The sequence below is a fragment of the Desulfosporosinus metallidurans genome (assembly GCF_001936615.1).
In the GTDB taxonomy this organism is placed as follows: domain Bacteria; phylum Bacillota; class Desulfitobacteriia; order Desulfitobacteriales; family Desulfitobacteriaceae; genus Desulfosporosinus; species Desulfosporosinus metallidurans.
In genome coordinates, this window is record NZ_MLBF01000008.1 from 109,227 (window position 1) to 135,007 (window position 25,781).

Sequence of the window (25,781 nt, forward strand, 5' to 3'; positions counted from 1 at the left end):
CGTGCTTCGTTCTTCGTGCCTCGCAGATTACGGGCGGTACTTGGCCAAAACCTCATTAATGTCTTGTGCTTCGAGCATGCGTCCATGCACTTCGCCATCGACGATCATGACTGGGGCGAGGCCACAGGCTCCCACGCAGCGCAGAGTTTCTAAGGTAAAGAGATTATCTGGAGTGGTTTCTCCGGCTTTAATTTTAAGCTGATTTTCAAGTTCTTCTTTTAATTTCTCAGCCCCTCGCACAAAACAAGCGGTGCCTGTGCATACGTTAACAACGTGTTCCCCCCTGGGAATCATCGTGAAAAACGAGTAAAAGCTCACAACGCCATAGACTGTGGCGGACGGTATATCAAGTTTCTGCGCGATATGCCACTGTACATTATCGGGCAGGTACCCATATAGTTCTTGAGCATAATGCAAGACCCCAATAAGGTTTTCCTTTTTGTGGGTTAGACTGTCGATATAGTCATCTAGCTTTTGGACAAACTGATTGGGTGAAGCGGTGTCACACATGAAAATCCTCCTTTATTTAATAACAATGCTACTTACATTTACACCTCTCTTTTTTGTTGCTTTTGGGCCCTTGTTTCCATTCAGCCTATTCGACATAGTGGTCTGATGGGCAGGCAATAGTTTATGTGACTAGTTTAACTTTCTTCCCACTGTCTGTCGTGTTTATGGACATAAAATAAGTGTTTTATTAATAAAGAAAATTTAGTGTATTAAGAAAATAGAATCGAAAACTTTGCAAAAAGAAAAAAGGCCCCCATGGGAGCCTTTTTATAATGGAACAAATAGCTTAACGGGTCGGCCAACTGTGCCGTATTTCTGTTCAGATTTTAATGCCCCACTATGTTCTAGAAATTCGAGGTAGCGGCGGACGGTGACTCTAGTCAGCTTAACTCCTTCCGCGACTTCCTCAGCAGAGAGGGGACGGCGATTTGCTTGTAAAAATTGAACGATTTGACCAAGAGTGGCATGATTTAAGCCCTTAGGTAGCCCACCTTCTCCAATATACCCGGCAGAATTTAAACCGGATACCGACCTTTGCCCGGTATCAAACGTATTTTGGAGGGTTAACTCAGTCAATGCCTTGCTACCCTCAGTCTCTGTAACCGTAATAAAGTCGCTTTCAGTTGGGTCTTTCCCGGGATTGAAACCGGTCGCTCGGTTAATTTCCCCTGTTAGAGATTGGATTTGCTCTACCATTTGGTTAAAGGCTTCCTCCAACTCCCCGATTTCCTTAGCACCGGAAACTTTAATCTTCTGGGTAAGATGTCCGGTTGCTACGTCCCGAGTTCCTAACATGATATTGTGCAAGGGATAGATAACAACTCTCTGAAGAAAAAACCAAGCAAGAAGTGCTACCAAAATCGTTAAGGCTAATCCTAGTTCGGCCATTGTGATCAAAGATCGAGTGATAATTTCCTGTTCATAGTCATGGGAAATCCCTACATAAAAAATTCCAATAATGTTACCATCTTCCGCGCGTAATGGAACATAACCCGTTTGGTACCACTGGCCTACTACATTAGCTTCTCCTACATAAGTCTGACCACCCTGCAGTACTGTTTGGGCTACATTAGCAGAAACCTTAGTACCAATCGCTCGTTCGCCGTTTGAACCACGTACCGTGGTAGCTACCCGCGTCTCCCCGAGAAATACGGTCACAGTGTCCCCGGTCAGGCGGGATAAATGATCGACTAAATCGTTATTGAGACTAATTTTAGTGGGCCCTTTATATAGGCTCCCATCATGCACAGACCACGAGCCGGGATATGTTTTATCAATAATTTCCCCACATGTTGCCAAATCTGTTTGTGCTTTGATAATAGCGGCAGCTACGGCGCGATCTTTCATATAAAAACCAAGAACCACGAGGAAGCTAGTCGCTAATAAGATGAGCGAACCCAGCAGTAATATGAGGATCTGATGTTTGAGCGAACGCACAAGTTCACCCCTTTCAACTTAAATACCTGAATTTAGCCGTCTAATTGATTTTAGCTTAATGCCATTTATCCCACGACGGCCAAGGATGGCCTAGTGCAGCAGTGCCATGGATGGCACGGAGCTGCCCGCTTAAAGAAGCGGGGGTATTAGTGGCAATTAGCTATCGGATAAATTCGCGGTTAAAGTTGAAAAACCTCTTATATTATATTAATAATTCAATAATTTCGAATGTCCTGTCAGTTCAGTGCACTTACTTTAGTGGGAGCGGCAGACCTATACGTTATACCCCTTTGCGGGGAAGTACCACGCAAAAACGTGCCCCATGCGGTTCCACATTTTCCGCCCAAATTTCCCCATTATGAGCGTCCACAATCCTCTTGGCAATACTAAGTCCCAAACCATGTCCCGGAACCTTGCGTGAACGCGCTTCATCGACCCGGTAGAATCGGTCAAAAATCACTTCCAGGGCATTAGGCGGAAGTCCTGGCCCATTATCCTCAATCAGAATTTTCACGTTATCCTCGTCGCTCTGGAGACCTATTCGTATCTTCCCACCAGACGGCACATATTTCCCCGCATTTTCCAAGATGATTCGAATGAGTTGTTTCAGATAGAGAGCGTCTCCTCTTAATTCGATGTCCGGGAGCAAATCATAGTTAACCATGAATGAGCGTAAAAACGGCAAACCCTTCGTGCTTTCAATAATAAGTTCGCTTAAATTAAGCGAAACCAAGGTTAACTGCAATTCCTCTCGGGCCAACGTCAATAGGTTTTCCACTAATCTTGTCATCATCTTGGTTTCATCAACCACGGCTGTTGCTGAGTCACGCACAATAGCTGGATCTTCAGCCCCCCAGCGTTGCAAAATATCTGCATGCCCGCGAATGACCATCAACGGGGTTCGAAGTTCATGGGAAGCGTTTGCCACAAATTGCTTTTGCTGTTTAAAGGACCCCTCTAACCTCTCCAGCATATGGTTAAAATTTTGTCCAAGAAGATCTAATTCATCTCCATTTCCCCGCAAGGGGAGACGACGATTAAGATCATTGGCTGTCAACAGAGAAATTTCCCGATTCAAGTCCGCCATCGGGGCTAGGACTTGGCGAGACAAGATATACCCTCCGATCGCCGCTAGGAGCAACGCTGAACCACCCAGCCATAGTAACTGTCTGAGGAGAACAGTCTGGGCCAATTCCACTTCTTCCAAATCGGCCACGGCTTGAAGGGTTCCAATTTGTTTCCCGCTGGACATGATCGGACGAGCCATATAATAGACATCTTTGCCATTCAGAACACGGATTTCGGGGCCTGCCTGTTGTTCCACCGGAAGCTGGGCACTGATATTTCCACTCATTTGTAGGACTGCACCTTGCACAGAGGTCAATTGCAGGGTTACACCCTTAGGCACATTTCCTTTCAGGGCCTCTGGATCACGAATATCCACAGCCTGCCCTCCCTGCTGCTCATCGAGTGAGCCAAGGACACGAGTAACTGCATTCTCCAAGACTTGGCGCTTTTCTTGATGCAAAGCCTGGCTATTTCCCCAATACGTTAAAGTAGAAAGCATAAGAACCGTCAAAAGAAGCAAAAGAATGTACCACAGGGTAATTTTCCAAGCTAATCCCCATTTCAGTTTTGGAAATCGGCACTTCCAAACGTTCTTAATCCTCTGAGCGAAGGACATACCCGACTCCCCTCACTGTATGAAGATAATGCACCTGAAATCGTTCATCAATCTTGCCCCGTAAAAAGCGGACATAGACATCCACGACATTCGTTTCCCCGTAATAATCGAAACCCCAAACATTTTCAAGAATGAGTTCTCTAGATAAAACATGGTTCGGATGTTCCATGAACAAGGTCAATAATTCATCCATTGCGAACGGTTTTGTGAGATAATCATCGGCCCCAAGGTCCAAGCCAAAGACTTTATCTTGGACTTCATCTTTGGCGGTCAGAAGCAAGATAGGAGTATTCTTAAGTGCTCGAATTTGTTTGCAAACGTCATAACCATTCAGAAAAGGCAACATGATATCTAAAAGAATCACATCCCACTCATTTTTTGAGGCTATATCGAGCCCAACACTGCCATCCCAAGCTAGTCTCACGCTGTGACCCTGATGCTCTAATTCCAGGGCAATGACTTTGGCAATGGCACGATCATCTTCAATCAATAATATAGTCAAAGGAGTATCGGCTATCATAGTTTCACCCTTCTTCATTTTCTTTTGTTAGTTTTTACGACATTTTCACGTATTATCATAAACTCCTCGTTTACACCATAATGTTTTTGTTGAATAAGAAAAGCGGTCACAGGAAAATGATACTGTCTCATCATTTGTATAAGAGATTGACTTGGGAACCAGCCATCATCAATCGTGATAAAAACGGCTCTCTCGGTAGTTGGTACAGACCATAAGACATCCGCAGACTTTCCTTGGACAATCGATGAAGATGTCGACAATTGAGTAGGGGGTGTGCTCTCACTATCCAATGAGGGAGGACTCTGATCAGTTTTATTTTGGGTGTTTGCTTGTGCATTTTGGTTCAAACCAGGAATGCCAGTATCTGTTTTAACCGAGTCGGAAGCTTTTGCTTGGGAGGGTGGGGGGTCTCCCAGCGATATTTGTGTATTAGATGAGGGAAAAACTGTTGAAAAGGAAGGCAAAAAGAAGAGGGGTATCGTGAGTAGGACTAAGGAAGTAACGTAAATTATGGTGCTTAGGCAACAATATTCAACTCACTTTCACATTGATAATATTACAAGGAATAGTTGCAGAAAAAGTCCCCACAGGAAACATCCCGCTGAGGACTTTTTGACACCCAGCCTTCCTATTAAATCACTAAGCCTTGAAAATAAAGCAGTCTGGATAAGCTTTTACCTTGTAGGCAAACGTAATTCCTTTTCTCCTATTGTCTCCATTATTCTCCATTGAGCAAGACCCCAAGTTCAGTGGCAAATGCTTACCCCTTTCGGTTATAGTACGCTGCGATCAACCTTGTAACGATAAAGACGGAACTCATAGAGAAAGACACAAACAAAAGCCCACAGACCACTGACCGTTAAAGCTGTGACCATAGCACTCGGAGTATGAATCTGGAGATAAATTGGACTTAGTCCTAAAAGAAGCAACAACAGAAGTCCCCCGAGCAAAAGCCCCAATTGAGATAACCACGATTTTTCCCGCGCCAGAAGATAGGCAAGGACTGCATAAAATGATAAACCGGCCAGTAAAAACCCTGTATTTGGGGCTTGAAAGGGCACAATGTTTTCAAAGATACTGACATTTTCCCCACGAAAAATAAATCGGAAAAGGTGATCCACAAGGGTTCCCCCACCCCAAGCCAAACCCAGAGGAAGAACATGGGTCCATTGTTTCGTTTCACGCCTTAAAGCAAACAACGCAACTAAGAAGACGCAGAGTATCACCACGTGAGTGCTTAAGGCGTTAATTTGTTGCATCGAGTGAATCACCCAGGGTGGCGAAGCAAGATCCAGCCCAGAAGCGACAAGTTCATCAAATTCAGCAACATCATTAGCCACAAAATCTTGAATCAAACTCATCAGGAAAATAAAGAGTCCCAGGAAAATAACTCCACTAAGCGTTATCAAGAAACGCAGCTTGCCTAACGAACGATAACGACTCGGCAAACGCAAAAACTCAGCCGTCAACCAAGCTCCCCAGCGTTCATGATGCTTATACAAGAGATAAAACGCCAGAAAGAATACGACACAAATAACCCCGAGTAGGATCGAATAACGATGGATAACCGGAAGAATCGTTTCCCAGCGACTCCCTAAAGTCCTTCCTAATATGATAAATAGGCTTGTCCAGGCTACAGCTCCCAGATAGGAAAAAACCGCAAAATTTCGGTAGCTTAACCGACTCAAACCAGCAATATAACCCGAAAGGTGACGAACCCCAGGAATAAAATATCCTACGGTAAGAAGCTTACCTCCATGCTTGTGGTACCAACTTAGCACCTTTTCGAGGCGCTCAGTCCCTGCATGTTTTTTCAGATGTGCCAAAACCTTTGCTTCGAAAAAGCGACCCAGAAAATAAGCAATGGTAATTCCAGTCATACTTCCAGAGGCCGATGAAATGATTGCTAATACAGGATTGAGTTGTCCAGAAAAACTCATAAAACCGACAAACGTCAAGAGAAATTCATCCGGGAGCGGCAGGCCTAATATTGAAACCAGTAAGATAACATATAACCCCAGATAACCATATTGCGTTATATAGTGAATTAATAAAGTTGATGACATTAACTACTCCTTTCTTGTCTAACCCTAACCTTAGAGTACCACTCGCTTTAAGCTCGTTCCCGAAGAATCTGTACTAAATGCATAATAGTACTTTCCAGAAGGAGAGAAAAAGCTGTTTTCCCCCTTCCCAATCACTTTACTCCCTTGAGGAGAGACTTGGTATACCGTCTTCTCAGTCCGAACTAATAAACCGTACACAGCCATGTTACTTACAACTGAACTCTGATCCCACGGGACCTTACCTTCCCAAAAGAGCGTAAAATCCGGACGTTTGGGAGAGGGTTGGTTATCAGAAAGGGTCCAAATTTTTGTCAAATACCCCTGATCCACCGTCCCGAGATATAATTTTTTATTCCAAAGGCCCAAGACTTTATCTTGAGGGTTGGAGGCAATTTGAACCCTTGTAGGTCCGTTTTCCGCCAAAGTTTGTCCGTTAGAGTTTCCCTTAAGATTATAATAAACGGTGCCTTTCACCGGAGAAACAGCCAAATACTCAACATGCTCCCCCGATCGATTCAAACGCCTTAAATTTTTCATCACATCGACTTCATATAAGTTGCTTTGATTTTGCCCTTGCACGGAAAAATAGAGCAGGTTAGTCGCTGGCGAAAGGGAAATGTTCGAGATCTGGGTCTTTTGAAAACTGAGGGGCAAAGGAGAGGCAAAGCGATCGATGGCTTCCCCTTGGTTACCAGACACCTCAAGACTATGAATTCCCACTCCCAACCTCCCTGGGAGGGCAGGATTGACTCCAATTCCTGATTCGAAGATCAATAAAGCGTTGCGATCAGGCAACCATTGATAGGCAATGGCGGTTTTCGTCTGATCGAGCTTCCAAATGACCGACTGTTTGGTAAAATCGTAAATTGAAAGTTGATCTCCACTGCGAAAGGCCAGAAATTGGTCATCAAACGACACTAACGGATTGATGATATTGGGTGCATCTAAGGTATACTGATTAGTCTGAGCCTGAGCCTGCGGGGAAAGACTCGAAGGATTCATAACATGTTGAACCTGCCGATCCAAGACGTAATAAATAGGAATTTGAATGATAATCCCCACGAGACTCCAAGCGATTATTCTCTTCAGCCAGCGAAAAGTCACAAATATCCTCCCCCTATTTTAGGGATTCTGCGGTCCTCAAGATTTTCCGGATAAATCTCTTCCTGCGGATGTAAAGCAAACGCCAAGTACACCTCTAGCACATAGAGCGCCCAGATCAAGCGGGAAGAACGAGGAGAATTGACATTTAGAAGCTCCTCGACTTTGCGAGGCAAGAGATATTCCCGTATACCAGCTCCTGGATCCAGTAATACGCTTTTGATTTCCGGACTCAACTCTTCCATCAGCCAAGCAGTGAGAGGCACGGGAAAACCATTTTTCGGCTGGGAGATTATCTCCTCAGGCAAATATCCCGCAAAGGCGTTGCGCAAAACTGCTTTGCTTTCATGGGGGCGAACTTTGTATTGCAGAGGTAAACTCAAACCCAGTTCAACGAGGTGATGATCAAGATAGGGCAATCTCATCTCCAAACTGTGTTGCATGGTCATCTTATCCGATTTCATCAAGGTATTTTCTGGCAACCAAGAACACATATCAAACTGCAACATCCGTTCCTCTTCACACAATCCTTCGTTTTCCAGAAGCATCTGCTCTGGAAAATAAGGGTTCACTCCTTTAAGTTTTGCGCGCAGGCTTAAGGAGTACAGCTCTTGTTTTTGCCCAGTACGTAAAAGGCCACCCACTCCATGGTAGCGTTCTTTTAGAGAAAGAGAGAATCGTTCCGTCCTATGGGGAAATAGCTGTTCCGCAACCTTCCGAGCCCAAGAGGGAAGCTGATGATAACGGCGGTAATTCGAAGGCTCTAGATACGTACTATACCCACCAAATAATTCATCCGCCCCTTCTCCAGAGAATACCACTTTTTCCCCTTGGGAAGCGGCATACTCACTCAGAAAATAGAGAGGAATGGCTGTAGGGTCCGCAATCGGCTCATCCATGGTCGTGAGAATCTGTCCCAAACACTGCTGAACCTGGGAAAAAGGAATGACTTGTTCATGATGGTTTGTTCTTAGGAGCCGAGCTGCATTTCGAGCTTGATCCAATTCTGAATAATATCGAAAATCTCGCGTGTGGCGAGGTTGTTCAAACCCGATAGCGTACGTACGAGCCTGCTCTTGAAAGAGGGCTTGGTGCATGGCGACCAGACCAGCCGAATCTAAACCCCCACTGAAATAATAGGCGGCCGGGACTTCGTCTGGCCAGCGAATCCGAAGGGCCTCTTTGACTGACGTACGCACACGTTGAGCAGACTCCTCAAACGAGATCTCCTCTTTTCTGTCCGAAATTCGCCAGTATGTTTTCGTACGCACCTGGAGTTCACCTTTTTTATACGTCGCGATTAAAATGCCTCCAGGTGGAACCTTGTGAACTCCTTCAAAAATTGTACTAGGGGCCGGAACATATCGATAACTCAAGTATTGATCCAAGGCTTGAAGATTAATGTTCGGTTTAGCCACCCCGATGAGCAGAGCCCGAAGCTCTGAGGCAAACGCTAACCCTTCGCCATTATAACGAACATAGAGCGGTTTTACACCTAAACGATCACGAACCAGTAACAACCGCCGCAAACGCTCATCCCAGAGAGCCACTGCGAAGGTCCCCCGTAATTTTGATGGAAAATCCAAACCATATTCCTCATAGAGATGAGCTAAAACCTCTCCATCCCCGGTCTGCTCTAAAGTGTGCCCTTTATGCACCAATTCTTCTCGAAGTTCCCTGTAATTATAGATTTCTCCGTTAAAAATAACATGAACATGGCGGTCCTCATTCGTCAGAGGCTGATGCCCTCCCGTTAAATCAACAATCGCTAACCTCCTGAATCCGAAAGCTAAGGTTGGAGAAACATAAAACTCTTCCTCATCCGGACCACGATGCTGCATAAATCTCGTCATCTGCTTGAGACGTGGCACTCGCACATAGTTAGATGGGCCAAAAAGCCCACATATACCACACATAAGACTAGAATCCTCCTTCAATCATTTGCTCTATTACGTTAGGATTCCCGCTTATCTTACGGGTATACAAAAAACCACATAAGCTAACTTGAATCTAATAATAGTTTACCCTAGTAAGATTAAAGGACGATGAAAAATTGCTTATACTTTAATGAAACAAGCGAAGCCTGGCCTCAGGGTCGGAGACTTCGCTTCGCTTGTTATGACTGTTTCAGTGATAAATACTTGGTTGTTTTTAGGTTTAGACCCCCATGCGCGGAAGTACCACGCAAAAACGTGCCCCATGCGGTTCCACATTTTCCGCCCAAATTTCCCCATTATGAGCGTCCACAATCCTCTTGGCAATACTAAGTCCCAAACCATGTCCCGGAACCTTGCGTGAACGCGCTTCATCGACCCGGTAGAATCGGTCAAAAATCACTTCCAGGGCATTAGACGGAAGTCCTGGCCCATTATCCTCAATCAGAATTTTCACGTTATCCTCGTCGCTCTGGAGACCTATTCGTATCTTCCCACCAGACGGCACATATTTCCCCGCATTTTCCAAGATGATTCGAATGAGTTGTTTCAGATAGAGAGCGTCTCCTCTTAATTCGATGTCCGGGAGCAAATCATAGTTAACCATGAATGAGCGTAAAAATGGTAAACCCTTTGTGCTTTCAATAATAAGTTCGCTCAAATTAAGCGAAACCAAGGTTAACTGCAATTCCTCTCGGGCCAACGTCAATAGGTTTTCCACTAATCTTGTCATCATCTTGGTTTCATCAACCACGGCTGTTGCTGAGTCACGCACAATAGCTGGATCTTCAGCCCCCCAGCGTTGCAAAATATCTGCATGCCCGCGAATGACCATCAACGGGGTTCGAAGTTCATGGGAAGCGTTTGCTACAAATTGCTTTTGCTGCTTAAAGGACCCCTCTAACCTCTCTAACATGTGATTGAAATTTCTCCCCATGAGGTCTAATTCGTCTCCATTTCCCCGTAAGGGAAGTCTACGATTGAGATCATTCGCTGTCAAGAGAGAAATTTCTCGATTTAAGTCTTCTATAGGAGTCAGTACCTGACGAGACAATATGTACCCCCCGATGGCAGCCAAAAGCAAGGCCGATCCACCCAGCCACAGTAACTGGCGAAGAAGAACGGTCTGGGCCAGTTCCACATCCTCCAATTCGATCACAGCTTGAAGTGACCCAATTTGTTTCCCATTAGACAGGATTGGACGAGCCATATAATAAACATCTTTGCCATTCAGAACACGGATTTCGGGGCCTGCCTGTTGTTCCACCGGAAGCTGGGCACTGATATTTCCACCCATTTGTAGGACTGCACCTTGCACAGAGGTCAATTGCAGGGTTACACCCTTAGGCACATTTCCTTTCAGGGCCTCTGGATCACGAATATCCACGGCCTGCCCCTCCTGCTGCTCATCGAGTGAGCTAAGGACACGAGTAACTGCATTCTCCAAGACTTGGCGCTTTTCTTGATGCAAAGCCTGGCTATTTCCCCAATACGTTAAAGTAGAAAGCATAAGAACCGTCAAAAGAAGCAAAAGAATGTACCACAGGGTAATTTTCCAAGCTAATCCCCATTTCAGTTTTGGAAATCGGCACTTCCAAACGTTCTTAATCCTCTGAGCGAAGGACATACCCGACTCCCCTCACTGTATGAAGATAATGCACCTGAAATCGTTCATCAATCTTGCCCCGTAAAAAGCGGACATAGACATCCACGACATTCGTTTCCCCGTAATAATCGAAACCCCAAACATTTTCAAGAATGAGTTCTCTAGATAAAACATGGTTCGGATGTTCCATGAACAAGGTCAATAATTCAAATTCCTTTTTTGTCAAGCACACTTCTTGTCCCGCAAAATAGACTTGATAGGCCTGAGAATCGAGCTCCAGTTCTCGAAATTTTAATCGACCTTCGATTTGAACAGGCGGATTTTTACGCCGCAACACCGCTCGTATTCGGGCCATTAATTCATCCATTGCGAACGGTTTTGTGAGATAATCATCGGCCCCAAGATCTAAGCCAAAGACTTTATCTTGGACTTCGTCTTTGGCGGTCAGAAGTAAGATAGGAGTATTCTTAAGTGCTCGAATTTGTTTGCAAACGTCATAACCGTTCAGAAAAGGCAACATGATATCTAAAAGAATCACGTCCCACTCATTTTTCAAGGCCATATCGAGCCCAACACTGCCATCCCCAGCTAGTCCCACGCTGTGACCCTGATGTTCTAATTCCAGGGCAATGACTTTGGCAATGGCACGATCATCTTCAATCAATAATATAGTCAAAGGTGCCTCGACGATCATAGTTTCACCCTTCTTCATCTTCTCTTGTTAGTTTTACGACATAAAACATAGTTGTCAAAAACATTCAGTTATATTATATCTTATTCGCAAAAATTCTTCATTAATAATAGATTAAAGTTGTTATTCAAGTCACACGCTAAAACTTTAATCCATATTTAATCTCCTATACAGAAACAGTTAATCTACGCAGGGTATGATGTCATCAGGGTCAAAGATGATCCAAAAAACATTGGAGGTAAACCATCATGAAAAAATCACTATTCATCACCACAGGCACACTTGCTCTGGCCGGAGCAATGGCCGGTCTCGGAGCCTTCGGCGGCATGGCTTTTGCGTCCACACCAGCCCCAGCAGCAACTCCAACAGCGATTGTTCAGCCTGCTGTTGCAGCGCAGACTACTCAAGTCAAACCCAATTCTGAAAAGCCATCCTTGGGAGAATCCGCCAGTTCAAGCAAAGAGACCGACAACGTTAATTACGCAGAACAAGGGGATCACCAAGGCAACAATGGCGTAGCGGAAACCGGGTCAGGAACTGCAGAAAAGAAATCCGCCGAAGAAACTTCGTCCGGTCCAGACACAGACAACCTCAACGTTCAACAATAATCACAAGCTGATTTCAGAGTTAATTACGCTTTCAAAGGTTAAACTACTTACACTATAAAACAAGCGAGGTCCCGTTTAGTCGGTGGCTTCGCTTCGCTTTGCTTTGCTATCAATACGAGAGGCTCAATCTCAATCTCAATCTCAATTCGATTCTCTCGTCCCCACATTTACGCCTTGTCGTTTCTGCGGGCGAAACCAATGATACCTGGAAGAATGGATATAAAAATGATCGCAAAAATCACGAGTGTAAAGTTATTCCTTACGATAGGTAGATTCCCAAAGAAATATCCCCCGAAGACGACTGTAATAACCCACCCTAACCCTCCGATCAGGTTATACGCCAGAAAGCGCCAATAACTCATGGCGCCTATCCCAGCCACAAAGGGCGCAAAAGTACGAATAACCGGAATAAATCTGGCGATTATGATCGTCTTGCCCCCATGCTTGAGATAGAACTGCTCCGTCTGTTTTAAATGCTCTTGATTCAAAAACCGGGCATTGTCTTTCTTAAACACACTAGGACCAACAAAATGCCCTATTTGATAATTTAGAGTATCCCCTATAATAGCTGCGGCACCGAGGATAATAACCACCACTTGTAAACTCAAAGAACCACTCGCGGCGAAAGCGCCTGCCACAAATAGCAAAGAATCACCCGGTAAGAATGGAGTAATGACAAAACCTGTTTCTGCAAAGACTATAAGAAAAAGAATTAAATACGTCCACATCCCATAACTTTGAATGACTGCACCCATATTTTTGTCCAAGTGCAAGAACAGGTCGAGCAATGTATTAATCAACTTGGTTTCCTCCCTATAATGCGCTGTCATAATCTCTCAAACAATAAGACGAAGTAACTTTACTGAAAGTTCGCGAACCTTTTACAAAGTTACTTCATCTCTATAAGTGGATAACAATCAAGTTCCAAACTCACCAATCAATCCCTATATTATCCTATTATATTTTAGTTCATAGAGGTATCTATTGTTTTTTGGCGAATAAAACTGGAGTGATCTATGTGGTCAACTGGACAGCGTGTGTTTAAAGGAATATTATGCGAAATTCGCAAAAATGTTGTTAGGCGAAATGTCCATATCACCGTATTCCTATCCCGTCAGATTTATGCCCGCATGGTTTCCCCGCTTCATTGTGCAAATGAAATATGAATGTCAGGTTTGTTCACTGAAATAAGAAAAGACCCTTTGAAAGGTCCTACTAATTTTCATGTATTAACTTAATTTGATGAACTAGATATTGAAAATCCCGCGGGTACATTTTACCGATAAAGTCCTCTTCTTTAATAATATTTTTAAAATCTCTTTTTGAAACTTCTAACAATCTTAAACCCAATCCCCATGACGGTTTTGATAGTCCAGCCTTTCTCCAATTAGGGATAGGAATTTTAAATTGATCATGATATGTTGGAGGATCATTGGAAGATTGAGATGTAGTTGAAACTAGAATTATTAAATCGTCTTCTGATTCTCCTATTATAACAACTAGTCTTATTTTAGATTCTCCAGGCTCATCCTCATATTCTACATCAGACCAGAAAATCTCGCCCAGTGAAAAAAAAAAAAAAATCAAACTTTATAATTTTAATATTCCCCTTCTTCTACAATGTAGCGATGATCTTTGTTGTTTTTATCGAACAACAGTTTCCCATCTTTAACTTTAGGGCGAATAGTGATTTCTTTTAGTTTTTTAGAGGATAAAGATATTCCTTTATAGACCTGTTCTTTAGTAAGTGCTGGCATTCCATTTCCCTCCTCTTGAGGACTATTATTATCTTTGTCCATATCTTACCACCTTCCAAGTTCTACTACAAGACTCTATGCTAGTTTTCCCAACTTAGAAGGGGATAATCGTGCAGATGGAGAATTATGCAAATGTCAAGAGGAGGTCTGATTTTGCAAGTCATCCTCACAAGATGGACACTTCGCCTAACTATTAGCGACACTTTGCAAAGATGAATGTGATTGGGACGCGTCGCAAACCCTCGGGACGTTATGCGAAATCGGTGCAGGAGGACGCGCATCCGTGCGCTATAAATTCTGGAATAGTCTTTGTTTATTTAATTTTGCGCCACGGAAATGGTATAATGGAATTATATAGAAACAATAAGGTGGTGCGCCTGATGAAATGGGATGAAGTAAGGAAGATATACCCTGAGCGGTTTGTTAAAATTCAGATACTGGATTCACATATTGAAAATAATATCAGATACATCGATGATATGGCTGTAATTCAGGCATTCGATGATGAGAAGGAAGCAACCCGCGAGTTAGTCAGATCAAAGGATGAAATCCTTGTTTATCACACAGGAAAAGAGAAAATTGAAGTTCCGATCAAGCAAATATTTGGTTTTCGAGGTGTAATCTGATGAAGATTGAGTTTCGAGATGGACTTATATTTTCCTCAATTCGAATATCTTTTCGTGGAAGTACGAAAGTAATTAAAAACATGGTGATTGATACAGGAGCGACAGAGAGCATAATTTCGCCTGATGCGGTTGAGGATATTGGGATTTTTGCTGAACCGGAGGACAGTGTAAACTCTTTTTATGGCTTAGGAGGAAGTTTACACAACTTTTTCTCTAAGAATGTCGAGGAAATTAAGTTAGGCCAGCTTATATTAGATGACATAAAATTGGACTTTGGCGTTATTGATCCCAAAGGTGATATCAATGGACTTTTAGGATTAGATCTACTTATGAAGATTGGTGCAATTATAAACTTGAAGAACTTATCATTAACATTCGAGGCATGCGAACAATAGTATTTGAGGAGCAACACTCGATCTATATGGGAATTCAATCGTTTCTATTCGGGTAAAAACTCTCTTGGTGAGGTCGTTAAAACGAGATTTTTTCTCTTCTTCATCAAGAACAGCAAACAAAACCACCTGTCTTGGGTAGATCCCCCCTCCCCAAGACAGGTGGTTTTTCGCAGCTATTCAATTTCATAGCGGTCATGGACTTGCAACTGTAGCCGAAGAATAAGGAACAAGAATCGTAATAACATGAGTACTTCCACAGGAACAGCAGGTTAGAAGTAGGCCACCATTTCTGGCGGTTTTTCAAGATTACAGATTGCGCATTTCTTCCACAGCCGGACGATGAGAGAGTTTCGTGGTACCCATGACTGCAGCGACGGTAGAAACTAGGGCCGCTCCTGCCAAAAGGACTAAGTAACTCCACGGTAGGGAAAGAAACTCAGGCGGAGGATCAAAGACGCCTGTCAACACCTTCACGAGCATTTGTGCCACCCCTAAGCCTAGAACAACCCCGAGGACACTCCCTCCAGTTAAAATCAGCAAACCCTCACTCCAAACAAAGGCGCCCAACTGATTTTTCTTCGCACCCAGCGCAGCGAGTATAGCAAACATACGCCGCCGTTCTGCCAAGCCCAAAGCCAAGATTAAACCAGTAGAACCTGCCACCAAGATGATGGCAAAAATCAATTCCAAGCGAGTCAGGCCATGCAGATCTATAGCTGTCAAGCTTGAATTAACCGTACGTTGAGTTGAATTGATATCCACAACCTTAGTCCCTGGCAAAGAACTGACCACGGTTTGCGCTCGTGCTGCCAGATCGGATGAGCTCCCCTTGGCACGCATCAACATGATTTCTGCTACATCCGATCCAGTCTGTTGGCTAAGGTATCTTTGATTCGCCACCAAGAAGGAATCTTTAGGAGCGGTCGGGAATTTCCGCACAACCCCCAGAAAGTGAAAGGATACTTCATGGTATTGATGATCCTGAGCATTCTGCAGACGTAGAGTCAGTTTATCACCGAGGTTTAGTTGGTAATCCTTCGCCGTCTCAGCCGAGACCAGGACTCCATCTGCCTGATTTGCCAACGCCGCCAGTGTCGCCTGAGCATTTCCTCCGACAAAAAAGGCATTTGAAATATTAGTCGCTTGACCGATCGTTTTCGGGTTTATCCCAAATATATCCTGCAAATCGTTTCCTACATAGACCAGTCGATGTTTCATAGGCTGAACTGCCGCCACACCGGGCAGAGCGTTCAATTCAGCCAGTTTGCTACTCGGCGGAGAAGCCGTCGTTCCTGTCACCGTAACGTCCGATCCGTTGGTTAATTCGGCATCGACCTTGGATTGGGCGTTATACGTGGTATTGAAGACCGCCGTCGAAACGGCGAAGGATACCGCTAAAGCCACTAAAATGATCCCTCGGGTGATCAAACCACGTTGTCGGGATAACGAAGCGGAAACGACACCCGAAAGTCCACGCGCTAAGGGGGTGAGAAGACGAGCGAGTAAGCCACGTCCTCGTGCTAGTCCACCTTCTAGCAGACGACTCGCTAACAAAACCGCCCCAATCCACAGGAAGAGTGGCGCAATAAAGGCCTCATAATGAATGGACGTCGTCGTTAACCCTTCCGGGGCTAAAACGATCTGATACCCACTACTCGCTGTTCTCCAATACTCCAGCAGGGAAATCAAGAGCACGATGACATCTAAATAAAGCTGTTGCCAAGGCGGCTTGCCTGTCCTTCGTCCCACAATCATTTGAGCCGAAGCCACTGTGGAATGTCGGATTTCTAACCAGGCGGGATACAAAATTGCGAAAAACGCTAAAAGAAAACCAACCCCAGCAGCCCCTAAGGTCCAAAGAATACCGCTGCTCCCCAGCAAGGTATTGAGCGGTGCGAACGATCTGGTTATTAAGGCGGCAAGAATAAGCCCTGCCAGCACTCCACCCAGCGCAACAATCAGCGCCTCAACCGCTTGCAAGCGCAAAATTGTTTTAACCGCAGCGCCCCGAATCTGGAGTAACGCTTGTTCCTTCCGCCGACGTTTCTTGCCGGAAGACGCCACCGATAGCGTAAGCAAGATTGCCAAAATCGCGCCGGGCAACCCTAAGAAGAGAAAGAGTAACCTTGAATACGCGGCATCTGCTTGCACACTGCCTAGACGTGCTGCGATATTGTTGCCCACGATCCCTTTACCCACAATCCGCACTTCTAAATTCTTGGCCATCTGTTGCACGGTTTGATGGGCTGCACTAGGATCTGCTGGCAAAGCATGCGTTATCCTGACATGCAATTGAGTATGCACAGTGTCCGGGCGCACCGTCGCCTGAGGGTCGAAAATCAAGTGCCACTGTTCAGCCGGAAGCAGCAAGACATTATCTGGAGGAGCTTGGGGTGCCGCACCCGGCGGGAGCCCTATGGCCTGAAAGAGGGAGTCGACGTTGGGTAGATCGACGACACCGTCTATTTTGAGATCATAGGGCGGTACGCCGATGCGTTGAATCGTTACTGTATCTCCAGGCTTAACGTGCAAATTGGACGCTGTTTGCTGAGCAATCAAAACCCCCTGGTTAGCCCCCAGCAAATGACGAACTTCAGCTGGGAATTGAGCACGATACTTCGGACTAATACCCAGTATTTGACCTGCGCCCGTCGTTTGAACACTCCCACCCGTGTTGGCCGTCAACCCGCTAACCTCTGCATACCCTACTTCTTCTAGGGCCGTAGGGGCTGCCGACTGGTTGATGGCTTCTTTAACAAGCTGAGCATCCGTAGAGTGTGAAAGCAGAACCTGCCAGTCCACTGGAACATCTTTGACGGCATATTGGGTCATTGTCGCCGCACCAGAAGCAATAAAGGCGCCGATCGAAGCCAAAAGAGCAACCGTAAAGGCTACTCCAAGAATGGCTCCCGCTAAGCGTCCTAAACGATGAGTTAAGATCCCCTTCAACCACGTCCTGATCATACAACGACCTCCAAGACACCATGGTTCATGTGCCAAATTTTGTTCATGCGCTCTGCTATCGCCAGATCGTGAGTTGCCACTACAAGGGCGGTTTCTGACCCCTTAAGAGAGTTAAGCAGAACATCCAATAAATGTTGGGCGGTTGGATGATCCAGTTGCCCTGTGGGTTCATCGGCTAGTATAAGCTTGGGCCGTGAGGCCAAAGCCCTAGCCACCGCCACTCGTTGGGCCTGACCCCCGGAAAGCTCCTCGGGAAGTTTCTCCGCGATGCCCCGTAGGTTAATTCGCTCCAAAGCTTCCAAAGCAGCTTTACGTGCTTCTGCGCCCTCAACCTGTCCTAAAAGCAAGGGTAATTCAACATTTTCCACAGCCGTCAGTTGGGCCAACAAACTTGGCATCTGAAAAACAAAACCCAGTTGTTGCGGACGCAACCTTTCGAAAGTCCCTAGGCTGGGCCATGAAATGCGCCCTGAAGTAGGTCTATCTAACCCCCCCATGAGGTGCAACAAAGTGGACTTACCACTCCCAGAGGATCCCACCAAAGCAATACGATCCCCTGGAAAAACAGAACATGTCGCCTCAGAAAGTGCTGTCTCCAAAACCCCGCCACGAGTATAGGTTTTTCCCACGTTTTCCACTTGAACAAGTTGTTCAGGCATGAGTGACAACCCTCCCATCGACCAGTCGTATGATGCGATCAGCATGAGCTGCCAAAGCTTCACTGTGAGTTGTGATCACGGCTGCTCCGCCTTGGGCCTTATGCCTTGCAAACAAGTCCAAGATTTGTCGTTCCGTTTCTGCATCCACTTCACTGGTAGGCTCATCAGCTAAAAGGATTTTAGGGTTATTAGCCAAGGCGACTGCTAGGGCAGCCCGAGCACTCTCTCCCCCAGAAATCTGACTGGGCAGGGCCTGACGGCGGTGGCGCAAGTGAACCATGTCCAGTAAGTCCAACAGCCGGCGTTCATCCACCTTACGTCCTAACTGCATCTGCAAGCGAATGTTATCTTCCACGGATAAATGGTTAAACAAATTCTCCGATTGACGCACAATCCCAATCTCAGCCGAGCGAATCGCTGCCCGCTCGGCTTCTGCTCGTCGGGTAATTCGCCTGCCTAATACCTCGACATACCCGCCATCCGGTTCATCCAAGCCGGATAAACAAGCTAACATGGTCGATTTCCCACTCCCTGAGGGTCCCATCACCGCGACGATCTCTCCTGATTCGACCTGGAAATTTACCCCCCTCAAAGCTAACGTTTCTTCTTCCTCGTTGTGATAGAAACGGTAAATGTCGAATGTTTCGATAACTCGCATATTACCTCCACCGGAAGCTACCGGACATTTTATTCCACTGGTCAACATTATCCGCTCCCAAGGGAGCACTTAACGTTAAAGTAGCCATTTCTCCATTTTTAGTAAAGAAATATTGGTTGTTTTCTAAACGATCCTGTTTACCTGTCACTGGATCTGGAACAGAATTCTCTTCATAGGATATGACCACCGCTGATCCTCCAGGCAAATTCACGTTCTTCACACTTTTTACCTTGACAGCCCGTCCCTTGGTCTTTAACTCAACAACTTGGCTCTTGTTGACACTATCTAAGGTGGGTGGAGAAGAAACCTTTGCAACGACGACTTGCACACTGTTCAGCTTATCCTTAAAGCTAACATCGCTTCCCTTGGCTGTTCTGGCCCATCCTTCCGGTACGTCAAGCGAATAACTCCCAGCCTGTGAAACATAGTTTACAAACAGTTGGTTATCCGGAATATCTCCCGCAGGACTAGGTTGAGTACCTGCCGCTTGATTTGTTCCAGCCGCTTGTTGGGATTGTTGGACTGAACCCGAGCTATTGGTTGAGGCAGTACTATTTGCTCCACACCCACTGACTATGGTCACTAAAGTCACAACTGTGACCAAGGCTATAGGCAATCTTAGTTTTGACATCGTTGCTAATCCTCCTTAAACATATCCGTTTTCATGCAATCGTCGTAAAAAACACGGGAGTTCAGAGCACTCCCGTAAGCTCGTTCATCTAAAGACTCACAAATCAAGCCAGCTTGTCAAACTTGTTTCCTAAATTAGTGGGATTTTGCGATTTTGTCCCTTTGGCGGATGAAGTTTGTTGGGCTTCAGCCAGGCGCTCACTCATACTTTCCTTCGCTTCTTCGCCCATACTCATCTTAGTCGCCCTCACACTATGGTTGATGGTTGTCATACTGGGCAGCAAACCGCTACCACCGATTGCTGTAATCACGTGATCCATCTCCTTTCTTCTAGAAGTTTAACCCTTGCTCGTTAAAGGAAAATGAATTGAACATTAAAATTTCATTAATAAAGCCTAGCGAGGAAAATCCTCACTAGGCTAGCTAATATAGTTGATCGTCACGGAGCCACGACAAAGGCTGTGGGAATATAGCGTTCCCCAAAAATGTCCCAAAGCTTATTCTCAATTTTGCCATTATACACGAATTCTGAAGAAGAACCACCATCTAGATTGACAGCATTTACTGCATGGTAATTATTAAAGACGTTCATCAGATCCCGCAAAGTTGCCCCGATACTCCAAGTCGGTTGCCGACCATCAATCACCACAAAAATGACGGTTCCATCTGCAGTCTGACCTATCCCAGTCCTAGGGGCTATTCCCCAGCCGCCGTCTCCTGAAATCACAGACTTGCCATCAACAATAAGATTGGGGCCAAAGGTAACCGCTTCACGAATGTTTTTCTCTTGTAATTGACTGGCTGTCATGTTGCCAATGATTAATTTACCCTGATTATCAAATCCAATAATATTAACCGCCTGATCCTGAACATTGTTGTGGACCAAGTTCCCTGCATGCACAGTTAACCCGTCAGGAAAAGCTCCATTTCCTTTACCATTGGGATCATAGAACCCTCCGGCATTAATTCCAGCAATTCCTCCCAGGTCCTTGACAAGATCGCTGACCCGTTCTCCCGTCACACCAATTTGTTTCGTGACAGCCACTTTGACTCGTTTGGGATCTTTTATCAGCATCACTTTGCCTTTGAAGCTAGGACCTTGAATATCTTCAATTGTAATTCCCGAACTCGCATCCGTCACCTTTGTGCGAGCAATGGTATTACTACTGCTGATTCCCTGAGAATTGTTAAGATTCATAATCCGATCGATTTCCGCCTGGGATAGAAAGGCTTTAACAACTTGAGGGTGTCGAGATGTATAAACCGAACCCACAGCCATTACTTTTAGGGACTGGAAAGGCCCCCAAAACACGATGAATGGGGCAAGTATCACCACCATAATGAGGTTGTAGCCCAAAAAGGCCATAATTACCTTAAATCTTTTAGAACGCTTCGTTTTCATAGGAACTTTCCTTCTCCTTCTTTGGTATTTAATCATTTTTAGATTTTAGCATTCAAAAATTAAAAGGAGATTAAAAACCAATGTTGATTTCTGCCCTGCCCTCAAAAGGATAAGATTTCTTGTCAAGATGACCGTGTGTAGCAGGATTATTTTGGGTTAGCGTAGAAGGATTAAGGTTATGGGCAAGATTACTAGGCAAACGAATATCCTTAATTATGTGTGACATTGACTTCTTTAAGGCTTATAATGATCACTATGGACACCTTCAAGGAGACGAATGTCTTAAGAAGGTCGCTACTGCCTTGAAGGAATCTGTGAAACGTCAAGGCGATTTACTTGCTCGTTACGGAGGAGAAGAATTTGTTGTCGTTCTACCAAATACCGACGAGGCCTACGGGGAGATGCACCCCTCTATCAAGCAAAACAAACGGGTCGTAACCGCTTAGTCTTTGCAAGAGACTCTACGATACCCTCAAGCGTCGTCTGAGCTTTCGCAAATCAACCTTCAAGTTCTAACGGTCTTAGATACTTTGAAAACCAAAACTATTCGGGAGGGATTATTCATGAGTTTTGAAATTAACAAGAGTGTAACGTATGTGGGAAAAATCGATTGGGAATTAAAAAAGTTTCACGGTGATGAACTCTCTACACACCGAGGCTCCAGCTATAATTCTTACCTTGTCCGTGACGAAAAGATAGCCCTCATTGATTGTGTTTGGACTCCCTTCGCTAAAGAGTTCGTTGCCAATTTGAAAAAAGAGATCGATTTAAATACAATCGATTATATCATTGCTAATCATGGCGAACCCGATCACAGCGGGGCTTTACCTGAATTAATGAAGGAAATTCCTAATACCCCTATTTATTGTACCGCCAATGCCATCAAATCCTTAAAAGGCCAGTACCATCAGGATTGGAATTTTATACCCGTCAAAACGGGCGACAAATTAAGCCTTGGGTCCAAAGAGTTTATTTTCATTGAGGCAAGAATGCTCCATTGGCCTGATACGATGTTCACCTACTTGACTGGAGATAATATCCTTTTCAGCAATGACGGTTTTGGTCAACATTTAGCGTCTGAGCATATGTTCAATGACTTAGTCGATCAAGCTGAGTTATACCACGAAGCCCTAAAGTATTATGCCAATATATTAACTCCGTTCAGTACCTTTGTTGATAAGAAAATAACTGAAATCTTGGGCTTCAACCTGCCCGTTGATATGATTTGCCCAAGTCATGGTCTCATATGGAGGGATAATCCCTTGCAAATGGTCAACAAATACATGGAATGGGCTAAGGATTACCAAGAAAATCAAATTACAATCATTTACGATACGATGTGGAACAGTACCCGCCAAATGGCCGAAAATATTGCCACAGGGATAAGATTGAGTGATACGAATGTTACCGTTAAATTATTTAATTCCAATTCCACTCATATGGATAAAAACGACATCATCACAGAAGTCTTTAAATCCAAGGCAATCCTTGTTGGTTCACCGACCATAAATAAAGGAATCTCTTTTTCCGTCGCTGGAATCCTAGAAATGATCAAAGGGTTAGCGTTTAAAAATAAAAAAGCAGCTGCCTTTGGTAGTTATGGTTGGAGCGGTGAAGGCAATAAACTTATTTCAGCCGAATTGGAACACGGCGGGTTTGAGCTCCTTAACGATGGGCTAAAGGTAACCTGGAACCCGGATGACGAGAGCCTCATTAAGTGCCAAGAATTTGGACGGGCCATTGGACAAGCACTCAAGTAAATAACGAACAGTAACTAAAAAAGCAGGGTGAGCATTTGATAACGCTCCCCTGCTTTTTTATAGTCTTTCCTGAAAATAACTGATTTCAACTTTAAAGCCTACTGCTTAAACTTTATCGTAATATCCACAATTTCCGGGGTATTCCCCACCCGAATTGGGGGGCCCCACGTCCCATAACCCGAAGAAACGATGAGTTGGAAATTCCCCTTGCGAAGGTATCCCCAGTCATCTTCGAAGATACGGTGCGTAATAAACTGAATGGGAAACATTTGGCCAGCATGCGTATGACCGGACAATTGCAAATCCACCCCTTGTTCAGCAGGCTCTTCTAATTGCGATGGTTGATGATCCATCAAGATGATTGGAAGTGAACGGTCTACTCCTTCCATTAAGGTTGTTAAGCTTTTTCTCTTGACCCTGTTGACACGCTCACTCGACCGATCATCTCGCCCCATAAGATAGAAACTTCCGGCGATTTCCTGGGAGCTATCCCGTAATACCTTTACCCCTGCATCACCCAGGTATTTGATCGCTTCCTCGGCATTCCCACCAATGTACTCATGGTTACCCAGTACCGCAAAAACACCGTACGGAGCGCTTAGTTTACGAAAATTATCGGACACTTGTTGTTTATTAGACGATTCGATATTTTCGTCGAACACATCCCCCGCAAACAGGACTAGATCAGGTTTTAGTTGATTAACTGTATTGACCATTTTCGTAAGATGATCGTTGTGAACGATTGTTCCTAGGTGGATATCCGAAACCATGACAACATGCAACTGTTTTAGCGACCCCGCTTGTTTAGGGATTGACAAATCATAATGGTTCACCCGGGGATGACGGGCATTCCATGCCCCATAACTTACAATACCAACGACCAATATAAAAACGATGAATCCCAAAACGGGGTTCAAGCTCCGTTTTATTTCCACCGGTACAAGTCGAAGAAAATGGTCGATCAATCGTAGTAAATCTAACACTGTGATTACCAATAAAAAGTACCACATAAACGCCAGCCAATAAGCCCCAACTAGAGTCATTCCTTCGTATAATATTTTTGGAAGAAATTTCTGGCTAAATCGGCTGAATAAATAGGACAGGGATAACAGCCAAAAAACGGGCCAATAAACTTTGGGAACTAGGAAAGGGACAAAGCTAAACAAAGCCTGCCACCCCCGCAGACCAATGTAATAATTCAGTCCACCATAAATTATAAAAATTACACTACCCACTAAAATAAAAAAAGGATTGATCATTTGACGACAACCACCTCCGAGTTTTAACTATAACACAAGGTTCCATTTTTATGAACTTCTTTCTCATTTCTTTCTTACCTTCAACAATCAAGTTCCAAACCGCGTGTAGGAAATTCTCCACTTATCTTGTTTTGGATGGAAATACCGAGCATAGTAATCATTTTTAAAGGAATTCTATATCTAACAATGAATGAACAAGCAACGGATATGCATGTAAGTTTACTCTCTGCAAAGCATGTTATTTTATTTAAGAAAGGAAGCCTAGACATGGATATTTCCCTTGATGACGTATACAAGGCAAAAGAGACGCTAAAGGGGATTGCCTATAGAACGGCGTTAGTATACAACTCGATCCTTAGTGATCTGAGCGGCAACCAGGTTTATGTTAAGATGGAAAACCTCCAGCGCACGGGCTCTTTCAAACTCAGAGGAGCGTACAACAAGATTGCACATTTGACCGGAAAAGAGAAGCGATGTGGCGTCATCGCCTCATCTGCTGGTAATCACGCCCAAGGTGTCGCCGTAGCTGCAACCATTTACGGCATCAAGTCGACAATTGTCATGCCTAAGCACGCTCCTCTCTCCAAGGTAACGGCAACACGTCGGTTTGGTGCAAATGTGATTCTTCACGGTGAGGTGTATGATGAAGCTTACGAGGAGTCTCTGCGCATTCAGCAGGAGACCCATGCGACGTTTATTCATCCCTTTAATGACCCGCTGGTGATTGCTGGTCAGGGAACCATTGCTTTGGAAATCCTTAAAGATTTGCCTGACGTGGAAGTCGTCGTTCTACCTATTGGCGGCGGCGGATTGATCTCGGGAGTCGCCTTGGCGCTGAAGACTTTAAACCCGGATGTGAAGATTGTTGGCGTGCAGAGTAAAAACAACCCTTCGATGCAGAAATCAATTGCGCTTCATCAACTGGTGACCATCAAGGGAACCCCATCCATTGCCGATGGGATTGCTGTAAAAACACCCGGTGACCTGACGTTTGAACTCGTTCAGCAATATGTCGACGAAATAGTTACCGTAGACGATGATGAAATCGCCAGTGCTATGCTTTTTTTCCTAGAAAGTGCCAAAGTCGTTGCGGAAGGTGCGGGAGCTGCTTCCGTTGCAGCTATCATGCATGGTCTTTCCCATTATAAGAATCGTAAAATGGTTGCATTACTGAGCGGTGGAAATGTCGATGTCAACATCCTCGCCCGTACGATTGACAAAGGACTAGTAAAAAATGGACGAAAATGTTTCCTTACCACTGTTATTCAGGACCGTCCCGGAGCTCTGGCACAACTGCTACAGTTTACTGCCAGTATGGGAGCCAACGTCCTTGCCGTTACACACAGGCGGGAAACCCTAGATATTCCGATGAGTTATGCCAAGGTGGAGCTCGAGTTGGAGACCACGGACACAGAACAGATTCGAACAATCAAGAAGCTTCTCGAAGAAAATTACTATCGGGTTGAAATTCAGTAACGAACTTAGCGCTAAACGTAATGAAAGTAGACGGCCGC

24 protein-coding genes and 1 pseudogene are annotated in these 25,781 nt (G+C 44.8%); 6 read left to right on the forward strand and 19 right to left on the reverse strand.

What is annotated here, in order from left to right; all coding sequences use genetic code 11:
• Nucleotides 1-27: 27 nt before the first annotated feature.
• The 9 genes from DSOL_RS07730 to DSOL_RS07780 form a co-directional block, all read right to left on the reverse strand.
• Nucleotides 28-510, reverse strand: a complete 483-nt coding sequence (locus DSOL_RS07730) for an NADH-quinone oxidoreductase subunit NuoE family protein (protein ID WP_075364289.1) — start codon at nt 508-510, stop codon at nt 28-30.
• Nucleotides 511-777: 267 nt separating this feature from the next.
• On the reverse strand, nt 778-1,947 hold the full coding sequence (locus DSOL_RS07735) for a cache domain-containing protein (RefSeq protein ID WP_075364290.1): 1,170 nt from the start codon (nt 1,945-1,947) through the stop codon (nt 778-780).
• A gap of 280 nt (nt 1,948-2,227) precedes the next feature.
• Nucleotides 2,228-3,631, reverse strand: coding sequence for a sensor histidine kinase (locus DSOL_RS07740; RefSeq protein WP_075364291.1), 1,404 nt, complete (start codon nt 3,629-3,631; stop codon nt 2,228-2,230).
• Complete coding sequence (locus DSOL_RS07745) at nt 3,609-4,151, reverse strand: response regulator transcription factor (RefSeq protein ID WP_075364292.1); 543 nt, start codon at nt 4,149-4,151, stop codon at nt 3,609-3,611. Before DSOL_RS07745 ends, DSOL_RS07740 begins: the two co-directional genes overlap by 23 nt.
• Nucleotides 4,152-4,924: 773 nt before the next feature.
• A complete protein-coding gene (locus DSOL_RS07760) occupies nt 4,925-6,217 on the reverse strand; it encodes a DedA family protein (protein WP_075364295.1) in 1,293 nt (430 codons plus the stop codon).
• A gap of 30 nt (nt 6,218-6,247) precedes the next feature.
• Nucleotides 6,248-7,321: a hypothetical protein gene (locus tag DSOL_RS07765; protein WP_075364296.1), complete on the reverse strand. Its 1,074-nt coding sequence runs from the start codon at nt 7,319-7,321 to the stop codon at nt 6,248-6,250.
• Nucleotides 7,318-9,234, reverse strand: coding sequence for an asparagine synthase (glutamine-hydrolyzing) (gene asnB / locus DSOL_RS07770; RefSeq protein ID WP_075364297.1), 1,917 nt, complete (start codon nt 9,232-9,234; stop codon nt 7,318-7,320). Before asnB ends, DSOL_RS07765 begins: the two co-directional genes overlap by 4 nt.
• Before the next feature lie 241 nt (nt 9,235-9,475).
• Entirely contained in the window at nt 9,476-10,879 is a 1,404-nt protein-coding gene (locus DSOL_RS07775) for a sensor histidine kinase (RefSeq protein WP_075364298.1), read from the reverse strand.
• Nucleotides 10,857-11,552, reverse strand: coding sequence for a response regulator transcription factor (locus tag DSOL_RS07780; RefSeq protein WP_075364299.1), 696 nt, complete (start codon nt 11,550-11,552; stop codon nt 10,857-10,859). The genes DSOL_RS07775 and DSOL_RS07780 overlap by 23 nt, the downstream gene beginning before the upstream one ends.
• A gap of 245 nt (nt 11,553-11,797) precedes the next feature.
• Between DSOL_RS07780 and DSOL_RS07785 the strand changes: the two genes are divergently transcribed.
• Nucleotides 11,798-12,157, forward strand: coding sequence for a hypothetical protein (locus DSOL_RS07785; protein ID WP_075364300.1), 360 nt, complete (start codon nt 11,798-11,800; stop codon nt 12,155-12,157).
• A gap of 167 nt (nt 12,158-12,324) precedes the next feature.
• On the opposite strand, the gene DSOL_RS07790 is transcribed toward DSOL_RS07785, so the two are convergent.
• From DSOL_RS07790 to DSOL_RS07800, 3 genes are all read right to left on the reverse strand, one after another.
• Entirely contained in the window at nt 12,325-12,987 is a 663-nt protein-coding gene (locus DSOL_RS07790; RefSeq protein ID WP_075364301.1) for a DedA family protein, read from the reverse strand.
• Between the two features lie 385 nt (nt 12,988-13,372).
• Nucleotides 13,373-13,744 (reverse strand): type II toxin-antitoxin system PemK/MazF family toxin, encoded by a 372-nt coding sequence (locus DSOL_RS07795; RefSeq protein WP_075364302.1) that lies wholly within the window; start codon nt 13,742-13,744, stop codon nt 13,373-13,375.
• An 11-nt stretch (nt 13,745-13,755) separates the two neighbouring features.
• On the reverse strand, nt 13,756-13,956 hold the full coding sequence (locus DSOL_RS07800) for a hypothetical protein (RefSeq protein ID WP_075364303.1): 201 nt from the start codon (nt 13,954-13,956) through the stop codon (nt 13,756-13,758).
• A 338-nt stretch (nt 13,957-14,294) separates the two neighbouring features.
• Between DSOL_RS07800 and DSOL_RS07805 the strand changes: the two genes are divergently transcribed.
• Both DSOL_RS07805 and DSOL_RS07810 read left to right on the forward strand, forming a co-directional pair.
• Nucleotides 14,295-14,540 (forward strand): hypothetical protein, encoded by a 246-nt coding sequence (locus DSOL_RS07805; protein ID WP_075364304.1) that lies wholly within the window; start codon nt 14,295-14,297, stop codon nt 14,538-14,540.
• Nucleotides 14,540-14,935, forward strand: a complete 396-nt coding sequence (locus DSOL_RS07810; protein ID WP_075364305.1) for a retropepsin-like aspartic protease — start codon at nt 14,540-14,542, stop codon at nt 14,933-14,935. The genes DSOL_RS07805 and DSOL_RS07810 overlap by 1 nt, the downstream gene beginning before the upstream one ends.
• Nucleotides 14,936-15,241: 306 nt before the next feature.
• On the opposite strand, the gene DSOL_RS07815 is transcribed toward DSOL_RS07810, so the two are convergent.
• From DSOL_RS07815 to DSOL_RS07840, 6 genes are all read right to left on the reverse strand, one after another.
• A complete protein-coding gene (locus DSOL_RS07815; RefSeq protein ID WP_075364306.1) occupies nt 15,242-17,899 on the reverse strand; it encodes an FtsX-like permease family protein in 2,658 nt (885 codons plus the stop codon).
• Nucleotides 17,896-18,558, reverse strand: coding sequence for an ABC transporter ATP-binding protein (locus DSOL_RS07820; protein WP_075364307.1), 663 nt, complete (start codon nt 18,556-18,558; stop codon nt 17,896-17,898). The genes DSOL_RS07815 and DSOL_RS07820 overlap by 4 nt, the downstream gene beginning before the upstream one ends.
• Nucleotides 18,551-19,216 (reverse strand): ABC transporter ATP-binding protein, encoded by a 666-nt coding sequence (locus DSOL_RS07825; RefSeq protein WP_075364308.1) that lies wholly within the window; start codon nt 19,214-19,216, stop codon nt 18,551-18,553. The genes DSOL_RS07820 and DSOL_RS07825 overlap by 8 nt, the downstream gene beginning before the upstream one ends.
• Nucleotide 19,217: 1 nt before the next feature.
• A complete protein-coding gene (locus DSOL_RS07830) occupies nt 19,218-19,847 on the reverse strand; it encodes a PsbP-related protein (RefSeq protein ID WP_075364309.1) in 630 nt (209 codons plus the stop codon).
• Nucleotides 19,848-19,950: 103 nt separating this feature from the next.
• Nucleotides 19,951-20,157, reverse strand: coding sequence for a hypothetical protein (locus DSOL_RS07835; protein WP_075364310.1), 207 nt, complete (start codon nt 20,155-20,157; stop codon nt 19,951-19,953).
• Between the two features lie 128 nt (nt 20,158-20,285).
• Complete coding sequence (locus DSOL_RS07840) at nt 20,286-21,248, reverse strand: phosphodiester glycosidase family protein (RefSeq protein ID WP_075364311.1); 963 nt, start codon at nt 21,246-21,248, stop codon at nt 20,286-20,288.
• 194 nt (nt 21,249-21,442) lie between these two features.
• On the opposite strand from DSOL_RS07840, the pseudogene DSOL_RS29475 reads away from it, so the two are divergent.
• Together DSOL_RS29475 and DSOL_RS07850 are read left to right on the forward strand one after the other, a co-directional pair.
• Nucleotides 21,443-21,694: pseudogene (locus tag DSOL_RS29475) on the forward strand (diguanylate cyclase domain-containing protein); the annotation flags it as partial.
• Nucleotides 21,695-21,811: 117 nt separating this feature from the next.
• Nucleotides 21,812-23,008, forward strand: coding sequence for an anaerobic nitric oxide reductase flavorubredoxin (locus DSOL_RS07850; protein WP_075364312.1), 1,197 nt, complete (start codon nt 21,812-21,814; stop codon nt 23,006-23,008).
• A gap of 98 nt (nt 23,009-23,106) precedes the next feature.
• Here the strand turns inward: DSOL_RS07850 and DSOL_RS07855 are convergent, their stop codons facing one another.
• Nucleotides 23,107-24,267 carry a metallophosphoesterase gene (locus tag DSOL_RS07855; RefSeq protein ID WP_075364313.1) on the reverse strand — a complete coding sequence of 387 codons (1,161 nt, stop codon included), beginning with the start codon at nt 24,265-24,267 and terminating at the stop codon, nt 23,107-23,109.
• A 267-nt stretch (nt 24,268-24,534) separates the two neighbouring features.
• Here DSOL_RS07855 and ilvA point away from each other — a divergent pair, with 267 nt between their 5' ends.
• Entirely contained in the window at nt 24,535-25,743 is a 1,209-nt protein-coding gene (ilvA, locus tag DSOL_RS07860; protein WP_075364329.1) for a threonine ammonia-lyase, read from the forward strand.
• The last annotated feature ends 38 nt before the right edge of the window (nt 25,744-25,781 follow it).